Origin of the sequence: Bacillus sp. SIMBA_031, from assembly GCF_046535225.1 — a bacterium.
GTDB classification, from domain to species: Bacteria; Bacillota; Bacilli; order Bacillales; family Bacillaceae; genus Bacillus; species Bacillus velezensis.
This window is the reverse complement of sequence record NZ_JAWRXC010000003.1, coordinates 364578-378261: the sequence shown is the minus strand read 5'-3', so window position 1 is coordinate 378261 and position 13684 is coordinate 364578. Positions and strand designations below refer to the sequence as shown.

The 13684-nt window shown below is 44.3% G+C and carries 12 protein-coding genes; 2 read left to right on the top strand and 10 right to left on the bottom strand.

Features of this window, described 5'->3' with window-relative positions; translation table 11 throughout:
- Positions 1-61: 61 nt before the first annotated feature.
- From SB724_RS11800 to SB724_RS11775, 6 genes are read right to left on the bottom strand one after another with little or no spacing between them, the layout of a single operon-like run.
- Complete coding sequence (locus SB724_RS11800; RefSeq protein ID WP_265972895.1) at positions 62-229, bottom strand: hypothetical protein; 168 nt, start codon at positions 227-229, stop codon at positions 62-64.
- On the bottom strand, positions 204-1703 hold the full coding sequence (locus SB724_RS11795) for a glycoside hydrolase family 32 protein (RefSeq protein WP_410571233.1): 1500 nt from the start codon (positions 1701-1703) through the stop codon (positions 204-206). Before SB724_RS11795 ends, SB724_RS11800 begins: the two co-directional genes overlap by 26 nt.
- On the bottom strand, positions 1696-2952 hold the full coding sequence (locus SB724_RS11790; RefSeq protein WP_265972891.1) for an MFS transporter: 1257 nt from the start codon (positions 2950-2952) through the stop codon (positions 1696-1698). Before SB724_RS11790 ends, SB724_RS11795 begins: the two co-directional genes overlap by 8 nt.
- A gap of 31 nt (positions 2953-2983) precedes the next feature.
- Complete coding sequence (locus SB724_RS11785; protein ID WP_265972889.1) at positions 2984-3832, bottom strand: carbohydrate ABC transporter permease; 849 nt, start codon at positions 3830-3832, stop codon at positions 2984-2986.
- Positions 3829-4767 carry a carbohydrate ABC transporter permease gene (locus SB724_RS11780; RefSeq protein WP_410571230.1) on the bottom strand — a complete coding sequence of 313 codons (939 nt, stop codon included), beginning with the start codon at positions 4765-4767 and terminating at the stop codon, positions 3829-3831. Before SB724_RS11780 ends, SB724_RS11785 begins: the two co-directional genes overlap by 4 nt.
- A gap of 12 nt (positions 4768-4779) precedes the next feature.
- Positions 4780-6078 (bottom strand): ABC transporter substrate-binding protein, encoded by a 1299-nt coding sequence (locus SB724_RS11775; protein WP_410571228.1) that lies wholly within the window; start codon positions 6076-6078, stop codon positions 4780-4782.
- Positions 6079-6322: 244 nt separating this feature from the next.
- On the opposite strand from SB724_RS11775, the gene SB724_RS11770 reads away from it, so the two are divergent.
- On the top strand, positions 6323-7297 hold the full coding sequence (locus SB724_RS11770; RefSeq protein WP_265972885.1) for a LacI family DNA-binding transcriptional regulator: 975 nt from the start codon (positions 6323-6325) through the stop codon (positions 7295-7297).
- Positions 7298-7543: 246 nt separating this feature from the next.
- Positions 7544-8140 (top strand): ATP-dependent Clp endopeptidase proteolytic subunit ClpP, encoded by a 597-nt coding sequence (clpP, locus tag SB724_RS11765; RefSeq protein ID WP_003151513.1) that lies wholly within the window; start codon positions 7544-7546, stop codon positions 8138-8140.
- Positions 8141-8184: 44 nt separating this feature from the next.
- On the opposite strand, the gene pgmB is transcribed toward clpP, so the two are convergent.
- The 4 genes from pgmB to SB724_RS11745 are packed head-to-tail and all read right to left on the bottom strand — an operon-like array spanning position 8185 to position 13684.
- Positions 8185-8874 (bottom strand): beta-phosphoglucomutase, encoded by a 690-nt coding sequence (gene pgmB / locus SB724_RS11760; RefSeq protein WP_410571225.1) that lies wholly within the window; start codon positions 8872-8874, stop codon positions 8185-8187.
- The gene (locus tag SB724_RS11755) at positions 8871-10556 is read right to left on the bottom strand and encodes a glycoside hydrolase family 13 protein (protein WP_410571223.1); all 1686 of its coding nucleotides are present in this window, start codon (positions 10554-10556) and stop codon (positions 8871-8873) included. Before SB724_RS11755 ends, pgmB begins: the two co-directional genes overlap by 4 nt.
- Positions 10549-12822, bottom strand: coding sequence for a glycoside hydrolase family 65 protein (locus SB724_RS11750; protein ID WP_410571221.1), 2274 nt, complete (start codon positions 12820-12822; stop codon positions 10549-10551). The genes SB724_RS11755 and SB724_RS11750 overlap by 8 nt, the downstream gene beginning before the upstream one ends.
- Positions 12800-13684, bottom strand: coding sequence for a DUF1189 domain-containing protein (locus SB724_RS11745; protein WP_410571219.1), 885 nt, complete (start codon positions 13682-13684; stop codon positions 12800-12802). Before SB724_RS11745 ends, SB724_RS11750 begins: the two co-directional genes overlap by 23 nt.

Here is a 13684-nt window from a genome sequence, read left to right as displayed (position 1 = left end):
AGCCAATCCGGTTTCGCCTTCATCGCTTCGAATGAAATAAGAAACATCTGCGCCATTTTCCTCAAGGACACCAACGGTAATCCCCGAAATGATCATTGGCGATTTTCGTCAGCATGACGGCACGCGCGCCGGCGGCATCGCGCTCAAAGGATGTGACATCTTGCAAAGCCTTTTTTTGGAATGGAATAAAATCAATCAGTATTTCACCGATGCAAAATATTTTTTTCAAGTGACTCCTTTTCCTTCCATATGTCTTTTAGAGTCCAATAGGTGAATTCTTCAACCCTCACAGCGCCTTTCTCAGAAAACAGCTCAATCCCCAATCTGCCTTCATTCGGATAGATACGGCTTGTCATCGTTGTTTCTCCATGATTTGCGAATACTTCAATCGAGGATCTGTCAATAAAGATACGCAGCGCCAGCTTGCCGTTTGTATCCGTCTGCACCCTTCTCACACCGTCTTTCGCTTTCCCCATCTTGGTGCAATCAAGTGTCAGCTTTTTATCCGTTAGATTGTATGTCAGCACAAGTTCTTCTTCGTCAAGGCCGCGAATCTTAAAACCTGCCGTTTCGGCATCGGAATCGTTTACATCAAACACGACTCGGACTTCAAGCAGGTCTTCCGACGTCTTTGCCAAGTAACTCCCTGAAACCGATCGTCCGGCACATTCCCGATATTCCATTTTCCGCAGCTGCTTGGTTTCTTCCACGGGATTCATCAAAAGTTTATGATCATCACGCAAAGTCAGTTCTCGCGGCAAAGTCAGTGCACCGCACCACCCGTCCGCTTTTGTCGGCATCTCAGATTCCCACATATCCATCCAGCCGATAGCAATTCTGCGTCCTTTATCATCTAATAATGTTTGCACGGCGTAAAAGTCATGGCCGTGATCCAGTTCTTTAAAAGCGCCGTGTGTAAATTTGTTTGTTTCATCATGATAGTCACCGATTAAATAACCGGTTTGATGTAAATTTTGATAGGAATCGCCGTCCGCCTCGATACCCTGTGGCGAAATCAGCAGAACATGTTTGCCGCCTAATTCAAAGAAATCAGGACATTCCCACATATAGCCGAGATGACCGTCACTTTGGGCGAGAACCCCCGCGTATTCCCAATCACGCAAATCAGGTGAACGGTATAAAACGACCCGTCCGACGTTTTCTTTTGAAGAGTTGCCGATGACCATATACCAAACATCGCGATGCTTCCATACTTTCGGATCGCGGAAATGACGGGCGCTGTCTTCCGGCGGTTCCGCAATAACAGGGTTTTCCTGAAGCTTTTCAAACACGGTTCCATCTTGGCTGACAGCGATATTTTGAGTTTGATAGAATAGGTCTTTCTCTTGATCAATTATATTATGTCCTGTATAGATGAGGGCCAATTTTCCATGATCATCGACCGCGCTTCCCGAAAAACAGCCGCTTTGGTCGAATTCATCCCCCGGAGCTAAGGCAACCGGCAGGTGCTCCCAATGAATGAGATCTTTACTTTTTACATGTCCCCAATGCATCGGCCCCCAATGCTCATCATATGGATGATGCTGAAAAAAGACGTGGTATTCTCCTTTAAACTGAATAAGCCCGTTCGGATCATTGATCCAATTCGCCCGGGGCATAATATGGTACCCTAATCGATAACGAGTGTTCATCTTTTCCTCCGCTTTTTTCAAAGCTTCCTCTGCCTGTTGGATTCTATCCATTTGTGACATCCTCTCTATATCTGTTTTTTCGAAAAGGTTGAGTATACAGAACGCCTTTCTTTGAATCTAACAAAGTAAAAATTGAAATGATTGTGAAACATAGAGCCAGGGTTCCCATGAAAAGATATGTGTGACGGAAACCTATACTGTCGTATAAACCACCCGCAATCGGGGAGAAAATCGATGTGCCTACTTGAGATGCAAATTGAAAGCCGACAAGGTAAAGAACTGATGAAAGACGTGTATCAAAATTCGCGGCTAAATACTTGAAAATCGCAATCAGCATGATTGGCAATTCTAAAGCATGAATAAGTTTCATTGATGAAATTCCGAACGGTCCGATGACAATTCCAGACCCAATAATACGGAATGACATCAAAAGTCCCGCGAGTATCAAGCTTTTTTTAGGACCGAGTCTATTAACAATAAATGGGGCCAAAAACAACATGCCCGCTTCAATAAATACTTGAAATGAGTTTAAATATCCGAATATTTGATTCCCCATAGCTGGAGAGGGAAATAAAGAAGCGTAGTAAATCGGGAATTGCTGATCATAGACGCCGTACACGCATGCCACCCCGATTACGTACAACATTAAAAACCAAAAGTCTTTTAATAGAAAGAGTCCTCCTACGTCTTTTAACCGGATCGAATCCGCTCTTTCCTTATCATCATCCGTCATTTCAATTTTTATGGACATAATAATGACCACCAATATGACTGCTGAAAGGGACGCAATCCAGAAATTGATATTCGGATTGATATTGAACAGCTGTCCTGCAAAAAAAGTTGCTGCTGCCCATCCGAGTGAACCCCACATCCTTGTCTTGCCGTATTCGAACTGGTATTTTCGGCTGACCTTTTCAATATAAGTTTCAATAGCGCCAACTCCAGCAAGAAAAGCAGTTCCTAGATAAATACCGCCGACAATGGCGCCAAGGAAGACATCATATTGTAAAAGCGGTCCGTAGATAAAGATATAAAACGGCCCGGTAAAAACGATAAGTACACTAATCATAAATAATATGTTTTTCTTCAGCCCAAGTTTATCAGAGATAAAGCCGTATAAAGGCTGCATACACAAAGTAAAGATAGCGTTTACAGAAAAGATAATCCCAGTCGCCGATCCATTCAATTTGACTTCCTGTCCCAACCATATCGCAAACAAAGAGTAGCTGGAAGACCATGTGAAAAAGAAAAAGAAAAGATAAGCGCTCAGTTTCCAATACAGACTTTTTGAGCCTTTCATTTCTACAGCTCCTTTAACCCAACATTGATATCTATTTAATACCTGTTCCCGAACCGCTAAGACCTTCCAAAATGTAGCGCTGAGCCACAATATAAATCAAGATCAAAGGGATGGTGGAAATCGTCAATACAGCCATAACTTGATTTGTGTAGACAGGCTCTGTGCTATTGATTGCTGTAATCGCAACTTGAATCGGAAATTTCGACTTATCCGTCAAAACCATCAGCGGCCAAATATAATCATTCCAGCTGCCGATAAAGGCTAAAGTTCCGACAGTGGCTACAGCCGGTTTAGACATCGGTATCATAATCCTCCAGAAGATTTGCCATGTATTTGCTCCGTCAAGCTTGGCCGATTCAATCATTTCTTCCGGAATTGACATGAAAAAGTTTCGGAACAAATAAATATTGAATGCCCCCGCTAATGCCGGCAAAATAACGGCAAGGCGTGTATCGACCAGACCGATTTTATGAATAATTGTAAACTGTGAGATTAAAATCGTTTCAAACGGCACAATTAAAAGCGCCAACAAAATGCCAAAGAGAATCTTTTTCCCTGTAAATTGCAGTTTGGCGAATGCAAACCCTGCCATTCCGTTAATCACAACAGATCCGGCTGCTACGCACAAGCCATAAAAAAGACTGTTACCAATATACATGAGCAAATCAAACCGAGTCAGCACTTCCTTATAGGATGAAAACCATTCTGCCAGATGAAGAGAGGGCAGAAACGCTTTGAAACTGTTCATATTATTGTAAATTTCCGCTTCCGGTTTCATTGAGGATGCGATCATCCAAATGAGCGGAAAAATAAATAGAACGGCCAGCAAAACAAGGCACGTGTACTCCAAAATTGTCAAAGGCCCGACCTTACGTCTCAATGGTCTTCATCCTCCTTAACCAGCTTGCGTTGTGCGAGTGTCACCAATCCAATAATCGTTCCAAACAAGAGCGCGATCGAGCTTGCATATCCGACCATCCGATCGGTAAATCCGGTTTGATAAATATAATAGACAACGGTCATCGTTGAATTGACTGGTCCGCCCTGGGTCATAACCATGGGCTGAACAAGGAGTTTAAACGCGCTGATCAGCGTTGTGATAAAGATAAAAACAGATGTCGGTTTTAACAAAGGTAATGTAATGTAAATAAAACGCTGCCATTTATTCATACCATCTAATTGCGCCGCCTCGTAGACATCCTCGGGAATGTTTTGCAGACCAGCTAAAAAAATGAGCATCTGAAAACCTGCTCCCTGCCAAGCGGAAACGACAACGATCGTAAAGATTGCTTGCTTAGGGCTCGTCAAGAAAGGCTGTGGTGACAGACCAAAGTTTGCCAATACATTGTTTATCATACCTTCATTCGGATTCAGCAAGTACAGCCACAAAACGGAAATGACAACCAGTGACATGACAACGGGGCTAAAGTATGCGACTTTGAAAAAAGCGTTGGCTTTGCGCTTTTTATTCAATAGGAGGGCAAGCCCGAGTGCTGTCCCGATCTGTAACGGTATCAAAAAGACGACAAATGTAATGGTGTTGCCCAAGCTTTTTAAGAATATTGGATCCTGAAAAAGTTTGATGAAATTATCAAAGCCGATAAACTTACGCAAATCAGGCGTCAGCAAATAGTAATCTGTAAATGCGTAGTACACAGCCATGATGGAAGGAATCACAAGAAACATTAATAAAATAAGCGATGCCGGCCCTAAGAACATATATGCGACTGCGTTTTCCCGCCAGCGTATTTTTTTCACTGGCTTTCTTTCTAATGGAAAGGCCGGTCTAGTCTCTTTCAATATTGTTTTATTCATGGCGCCCACCTGCTAGTTTGCCTTATCGATGGCGGATTGCATTTCTTTTACACGTGTATCCAGCACTTTTTGAATATCCTGATTTTGATCATAAAAGCTAATGTCATCGATTGTTTGCTGAAATGCTCGGGTTACCTGCGGATATGCCGGTGTCACCGGACGTGCATGCCCTGTTTCTTTCAGCTGCTGCATAAAGACATTCATTTCATCAGAAAATTCTTTTGTCAGCACTTTCTCTGATGAATAACGTACAGGCAGGGCGGCGATCGATCGGCTTAATTCGATATTGGAATCCTTATTGGTCATCCAATCTACTAATTTTGCTGCCCATGCCTTATTTTCAGATGCTTGTGTCATTGCGAACTGCCAGCTTCCTGAAGGAGAGACAAGCTTTTTGGTTTTTGGCGATACAGGATATGGCATCACTCCATAATCGACGTTGGAAAAGTTCGTTTTCAGATCGGTTATTGTCCACACGCCGCTCATCTTCATCGGGTATTTCTCCGTCTCAAACGCTTGTTTGACAGGGGTGCGTGTAGTATAGCCCTCTTTAAGCATCGTTTGTATAAACGTCATCGCTTCAACAGCTGGTTTTTCGTTAAAGACGCCATCCGCTTTCTTCCCGTTTTCTGAAAGAATATCCCCGCCAGCTGACCAAACAAACGGTAAGAGCGCATAAGTCAATATTTCGTCTTTTGACTGTAATTGCATGTCGATGGCTGGTTTTTCAAATTTATTTTTCAGCGTTTTGCAAAGCTCAAGAAATTCATTCCATGTCCAAGGATCTTTTACTGTTGGCAGCGTTTTCAAATCAACCCCGGCATCCTTAAGCATTTTTTTGTTATAGTAGATGCCGACCGACGATTCACTGACGCCAATTGCATACAGTTTACCTTGGTAGGTGCCTTGCTGCTTAATGCTCGGCAATAAATCATCCTGGTCTTTCATATACTCATCCAAAGGCGCAATAACGCCAGATTTTGCATAAGCTGCAGTATTTGGTCCGTCCAAAGTGATAACATCAGGCAGGGTGTTTGTTGTCAGTGCCGCATTCACTTTGTCTTCATAACCTCCGCCGTTACCGCTTCGGGGAATGAATTCAATTTTTGCCTCGACATTTTCTGAAGCGTACTTTTTATTAAAAGCATCCACCCTTTTTTTATAAACCTTTCCTTCTTCATTATCATCAGATACATGCACCCACATTGAAATGATTTTTTTTCCGCCGCTATTTGCACTTTCGCTTTTGTTGCACCCCCAGACTGCAAACATGAGCAACAGTGACAAACTTCCTAACATCCATCTTTTCATATTCGTTCATTTCCCTCCTTTTGCCCAAAAACATAAAAGCGCTTTCAAAAAGAATTGTATGTCAACCGGTTTCATATGTCAATCGGTTGACATACAATTTTCTGATTATTTCAATCAAACAAAAACGCACCCTCTTTATATGAAAACAGAAACATGGAATGTCCTTGCACATGTCAGCCTGATTCTCTAAAATAAGTGCGTGACGGAAATTGTAAGCCATTTCAGTAAGCAGGAGGGCACGGGAATGAAGCCTAACATTCATGATGTTGCGAAAATAGCGGGAGTTTCATCTACAACCGTTTCGCGGGTATTAAATAACCGCGGCTATATCAGCGAAAAAACAAAAGAAAAAGTGTACAAGGCGATGGAAGAAATCAATTACTTTCCAAACGATCTGGCCCGCTCTTTATTCCGAAAACGAACCAATTTAATAGGACTTATCATCCCAAACTCCAGCAATCCGTTTTTCGGCGAACTCGCCTTTCATATTGAAAGCATTTGTACGTCCATGGGCTACAAACTGCTGCTTTGCAACAGTTTACATCGAAAGGATAAGGAAGAAAAATATTTGGAGATGCTGATAAGAAACCAAGTGGACGGCGTGATCGCCGTGACTTACAACCGGGGAATTCTCAATTATCACAAGCAAAATCTGCCGATTGTCGCCATTGACCATTACTTATCAGACACGATTCCCGTCGTCGGCTCAGACAACTATGACGGCGGAAAAAAGGCGGCAGAACTGCTGATTGAAAAAGGGTGCCGGCACATCGTCCATATCAACGGCCCGCTTGAACTCGAGACACCGGCAAACCTCAGAAGAAAAGCATACGAAGACGTCATGCATGAACACGGACGGAGGCCTATTACATATGAAGTACCCTTTTATCAGCATTACCATGACATTATTTCAACATTATTCGATGAACAGCCTGACACCGACGGAATTTTTGCCAGCGATGATATCATGGCGGCTGCAGTGATGACCGAGGCCAAAAAACGGGGAATAGACATCCCGAATCAATTAAAAGTGATTGGTTATGACGGCACCGAAACCGTTCAATCGGTTCTGCCGGATTTGGCAACCATCCAGCAGCCGATTGAATTGATTTCCAAAACAGCCATCGAGATTTTAGCAAAAGAAATTGAAGGCGAATTTGATGATTTGCCGCTGGAAACGTATTTGCCGGTACGGCTTTTGGAAGGGCGGACAACGTAGTCAGACTCTTCAGCCGTACGTACCGACGCGATTGCGGTCTATTTTGAGCGCTCCCGCCATATCATTTTCTCAAGCGCCGGCGCTGATCATCCTCATTTCCACTTTGCTGTTTGAACTTTTTGTTTTATGGGAAAAATGGTGTTAGAAGAAAAGGTTGGCATTTTGGTCAGCGTTTTGTTTGACCTTTATTGACCAAAAATGTATCATGTAAATACATACTTACCTAAAAGGTGAAGGAGGAGCATTATGAATTTAATACCTACAGTCATTGAACAAACGAACCGCGGAGAAAGAGCTTATGACATTTACTCCCGTCTTTTGAAGGACCGTATTATCATGCTTGGATCTGCGATTGATGACAACGTTGCGAACTCCATCGTGTCACAGCTTTTATTCCTTGAAGCGGAAGACCCTGAAAAAGATATTTCCATTTACATTAACAGCCCTGGCGGATCAATCACTGCCGGCATGGCAATCTATGATACAATGCAGTTCATTAAACCGAAAGTATCCACGATCTGCATCGGTATGGCCGCTTCTATGGGAGCATTTTTACTTGCAGCCGGAGAAAAAGGCAAACGTTACGCGCTTCCTAACAGTGAAGTTATGATTCACCAGCCGCTTGGCGGAGCGCAAGGACAGGCGACAGAAATTGAAATCGCGGCAAAACGCATTCTCTTGCTTCGCGACAAATTAAACAAAGTGCTTGCTGAACGTACCGGCCAGCCGCTTGAAGTCATTGAGCGCGATACAGACCGCGACAACTTCAAATCAGCTGATGAAGCCTTAGAATACGGCTTAATCGATAAAGTGCTGACACGCAATACAGAAGACCAGAAGTAATGCCCAAAAAACCTGCAAGAGATGATGTCTCTTGCAGGTTTTTTTCACTCTCTGATGCTTTTTAAAACCTTTCCCCTATACTGCTTCCATTCTTCCTTCAACAGCCCAAACGACAATTCACCGGTTTGCCTCACAACCAGATCAGCACCAAGCATCGACTGTTCACACCCGACACCGACCGCGAACATCCCGGCAGATTTGATTGCAGAGATTCCTGCTTCAGCATCTTCTATTGCCGCGCATTCAGCCGTGGATACACCGAGAAGCGCTGCAGCTGTTAAAAAGATTTCGGGATCAGGCTTCCCCTTCACAAGAGCCGCCGGGTCAACAATGGCTTGAAAATCATCGATAATCGCCAAACGTTTTAAGATCGCGCGGGCATTGCGGCTTGAAGATGCTAACCCGATTTTTATATCTTCATTTTTTAATTCACAAAGAAGCCTGCCGATTCCCGGCAAGAGATCTTCCTGCGTCAATCTGCTGATCAACGTTTGATAATATTGGTTTTTTTGATGCAGCAGTTCTTGTTTCTCCGCATGTGTAAACCTTTTTTCCGCTCCGCCAAAAATAAGGATCCTTTCAAGTGACGCTTCCCGGCTGATTCCTTTCAGGTTTTCATTCACACTTCTGTCAAGGGGAATATCGATTTGTTCCGCCGTATATTTCCAAGCGAGAAAATGATATTCAGCAGTATCTGTTATCACTCCGTCTAAATCAAAAATAACCGCTTTCATATGCTGATACCCATCACAGCTTCATAAGGTGCGAGGCACATGCCCGTCAAGTCCGCCGGCTCCTGCGGATAGTTCGAAATCAGGATTTTCCAACGCTCATGGATCAGTTCCGGAGGCGCTTCGAACTGGGCCTTGTCTTCCGACAAATTCACAACGACGAGAAGCTTTTTCCCTTGATATTTACGGATATAACAATAGATTCGCGGATCATCTTCCAGCAGCAGCTGATAATCTCCGTATACCATGATCTTATATTGCTTTCGTAATTGAATGAGCTTCTGATAGTAATAGAAAATTGAATCTTGATCTTCCAAGGATTCTTTCACATTGATTTCTTGATAGCGGGAATTGAGCGCTAACCAAGGGTCTCCGGCTGTGAATCCGGCATGTTTTCCTGCATCCCATTGCATCGGCGTCCTCGCGTGATCCCGCCCTTTCTTCGCCGCGGCTTTCCGGAAGTCTTCCTTCGTCATCGTCTTGTTTTCGATGACTACTTCACGATACGCATTTTTGATTTCAAGATCGTCATACATCTCCAGCGGCATATCACTGTTGACCATGCCGATTTCTTCTCCCTGGTAAATAAACGGCGTTCCTTTCATCCCGTGGAGAACCGTTGCGAATGCTTTCGCACACTGTTTTCGCAGCTCACCGTCATTGCCCCAGCGGGAAATCACCCGCGGCTGATCGTGGTTCTCAAAATACAAGGTATTCCAGCCGCTATTCATCAACCCGGTCTGCCACCTTGTCGTTGTTTGTTTTAAAGCAATCACATCAAACGGCTTGATCTGCCATTTCCCATTTGGCGAGTTTTGTTCTGTATCGATATCCATATGTTCAAATGTAAAGATCATATTCAGCTCTTGCCTGCCTGCATCCGTATATTTTTTCGCCTCTTCAATATCAGAACCGTTTGCCTCTCCGACCGTCATGCAGTCGTAATGAGAAAGCACTTCCCTGTTCATTTCTTGAATAAATTCATGCAGGCGGGGGCCGTTAGAGTGATAACGGCCGACAATATGGGAGCGGCTGTTATCTGTTTCATAGTCCGGAAAATCGGTATGTTTGGAAATGGAACCGATCACATCCATCCGCCAGCCGTCAACGCCTTTATCCATCCAGAACTTCATCAGATCATACACTTCCCGGCGAACGGCTTCATTTTCCCAATTTAAATCAGGCTGTTTTTTCGAAAAGTAGTGCAAATAATACTGTCCTGTCCCTTCATCGAACGTCCACGCCGAGCCTGAAAAAATCGATCCCCAATTATTCGGCTCAGAACCGTCCGATTTCGGGTCTTTCCAAAAATAATAATCCCGGTAAGGATTGTCCTTCGACTTGCGGCTTTCGGCAAACCAGGCATGTTCATCCGACGTATGATTCACGACCAGATCCATGATGATTTTCATTCCGCGCTGATGCACTTCATCAATTAACTGAAACATATCTTCATTTGTTCCGAATTTTTCGTACATGTTTCTGTAATCACTGATGTCATAGCCGTTGTCATCCTGCGGAGAATCAAACACGGGCGACAGCCAGATCACATCCGCGCCAAGTCTTTTGATATAATCAAGCTTTTTGATAATGCCTTGTAAATCCCCAAATCCATCTCCATTGGAATCATAAAAACTGCGCGGGTAAATTTGATACACGACAACTTCTTTCCACCATTCACTCATCAGGCATTCTCCTTTCACATCGTTCATTCAGCACCATCGGCTCTCCATAAACCGTGATGGACACCGGTTCGCCTTTGACAAGCTCAAAAATGGCGCGCCTTTCTTCGACCGTCACCTTGATCAAGCGGTTTCGATAATTGATATGGAACGAGTAACCGTCCCATTCATTCGGCAAAAATGGGGTGAATGAGAGCGTTCCTTTTAAAGTACGCATGCCGGCAAACCCTTGGACGATCGCCAGCCAGCTTCCCGTCATTGAGGTAATGTGAAGGCCTTCCTCCGTATCACGATTGTAATTGTCGAGATCAAGCCTTGCTGTACGCTTATATAATTCAAGCGCCTTCTTTTCCATCCTCAATTCGGCAGCGAGCACCGCGTGAATGGAGGGCGATAAGCTTGATTCATGAACCGTCATTGGTTCATAAAATTCATAGTTGCGGCGTTTTTCGTCTATAGAGAAACGGTCAGGAAATAAATAAATGCCTTGCAGCACATCGGCTTGTTTAATAAAGCTGGAGCGGAGGATTTTGTCCCATGACCAATTTTGATAAAGAGGCCGTTCAGCTGGATCTAATTCGTCAACTGATTGCAGGTCTTTGTCCAAAAATGTGTCATGCTGAACGAAAATTTGCAGTTCTTCACTATACGGATAGTACATGTGCTGGATGATTTCTCTCCAGACTTTCAATTCTTCTTCCTGCACATCCAGAAGGCGGCGTTTCTCCGGTGAGATCCTTTCGAGACTTTGTAGAGTATAATCCAACGTCCAAGCCGCAATGACATTCGTATACCAATTGTTGTTAACGTTGTTTTCGTATTCATTCGGTCCTGTGACGCCATGGATCATATACTTATTTTTTCGTTTCGAGAAGTGAACACGGTCGGCCCAAAACCTGCTGACTGCCACAAGAACGTCTATCCCGTATTCATCCATATAGGCGCGATCCCCTGTATATTGGACATAATTGCAGATCGCATAGCAAATCGCGCCGTTGCGGTGAATTTCTTCAAACGTAATTTCCCACTCATTGTGGCATTCATCTCCGGTAAACGTCACCATCGGATAAAGCGCCCCCTTCATCCCCAGCTTGGCGGCATTCCGTTTGGCAGACTCCAAATGATGATAGCGGTACAAAAGCAGGTTTTTCGTGACTTCCGGCTCGGCTGTCGCCAAATACATCGGAATGGCATACGCCTCGGTATCCCAATAGGCGGCACCGCCGTATTTTTCGCCTGTAAATCCTTTCGGTCCGATGTTCAAACGGGCATCTGCCCCGTAGTATGTCGAGAATAACTGAAAGATATTGTAGCGGATGCCTTGCTGAAGTTCCTCATCTCCCTTTATCTCTATATCCGCTTTTGCCCATCTTTCCATCCACTTGGCAATATGCTGCTGTCTCGCTTCTTCATAACCTTGCTTAAGAATAGCCGCCAAAAGCTCCTCCCCTTTCGAAGTAAGCTCTGCTTCTTGAGCATCGCGTGAAGTCGTGACAACAATAAACTTTTTCAATGAAGCTTTGTTTTGGTAGCTGAAGCGATTTTCAGCATACATGCCGGAAGTTTGAAAGCTTTGACTGACATATCCTTCTGTCAAATTTCCCATTAAGGCGGAGACGGTGAAACGCGGCGTTCCGAACGGATTGTCGAGCGTTTTTGCCGTTATGTGCCCGCGGCGGTAATCCGCTCCTGTCTCTTTTTCCTGCCAAAACCGCTCTTGATAGTTTGAATCTTCGTTTACAACATTGCCATCAAGATAAGGGACAAGCGTAATGACGGCTTCCCCTGTCAGACACTCCGCTTCATAATGAATCGCACATAGCTCTTTTACGGCCAGGCTGAGAAATCGGTCTGATTTGATTCGCACGGTTTTATCCTGAATACGGACAACAGCGCTCCTCCTCAGAATTCCTTCTTTCATATGAAGCTCTAACTCAAATGATTCGAGTCGGTTTTGATAGAGATCGACTTTTTCACCGTCAAGATACACATCTATACCAATAAAATTCATCGCATTGATCACTTTTCCGAAATAGTCCGGATACCCGTTTTTCCACCAGCCTACCCGCGTTTTGTCAGGGAACCACACGCCCGCAATATATGTGCCTTGATGGCTGCCGCCTGAATAGCCCTCTTCGAAATTCCCCCTGATGCCCATATAGCCGTTGGCAAGAGAAGTCAGGCTTTCCTGCAGCCGTATATACTCTTTTTGAAATGTATTGGTTTTGATTTTCCATTCATCAATCTCAAACAACCGCTGATTTATCATGTCTTCCTCCCGAATGAACATTTTCATTATGACGGCGGGTTTTGGCCATATATCTGAATAAAAAAGCAATCATCAACGTGACGCCGCATGTATGAACCATTAATACAGTAATCAAATCAAAGCGGATCAGCCCGATAGCAGCTGCCGCGAATGCAGGCAGAGCCGATGCGCAAATCGCTGCAGAAGCTGCTTCCTTACATGACGCGATATCGATCATTTTTGATAATTTTGCCATCCAGATGCCTCCCGCAAGCACAGCTGTAAAAAACAGCTGGATCAAAAAAATCACTGCGCACCCCAGCATCATGATCATCGGCTTATACTGTGCCAGCCACAATTGACCGATAACAGCCTCCGTCTCATATACGCCCGGGTCCGTAAGCCTGGCGTCCGCTTTCCCATAGCGAACTGAAAACCCCATTCCGTTTTGGTCGGTCATAATCAGCCGGTCAGGCTGGAATATGACCGCGTTGTCATATCCTTTTACACGCAAACGCCCATTTTCACCGTTTGGTTTCCATTCATGCTCCATATCGACTGCCAGCAGATGTTTGCCCTCTTCAATTTGTTCAACACGCTGTCCGCCTGTCAGTTTTCCGTTCCTGATTTGAATACCGTTTAATTGTTCGGCAAAACGATCATTCACTGCAGAAAGCGCCGCAGGCATAACCAATTTGAGGCTGAAGCGGTCCATTTTCAAAAACGACATCGTAAACGGCGCCATAAGGCAGGACGTCAAAAACATAAAGAGAAAGGAAAGCTGAAGCCAGCTGAATGTTTTCCCGTAACGGCAAATACCTGACGGAGACACCGATGCTTTAAGACTGCGGATCATAAAGCTTTCATTTTGCACATTCTTCAT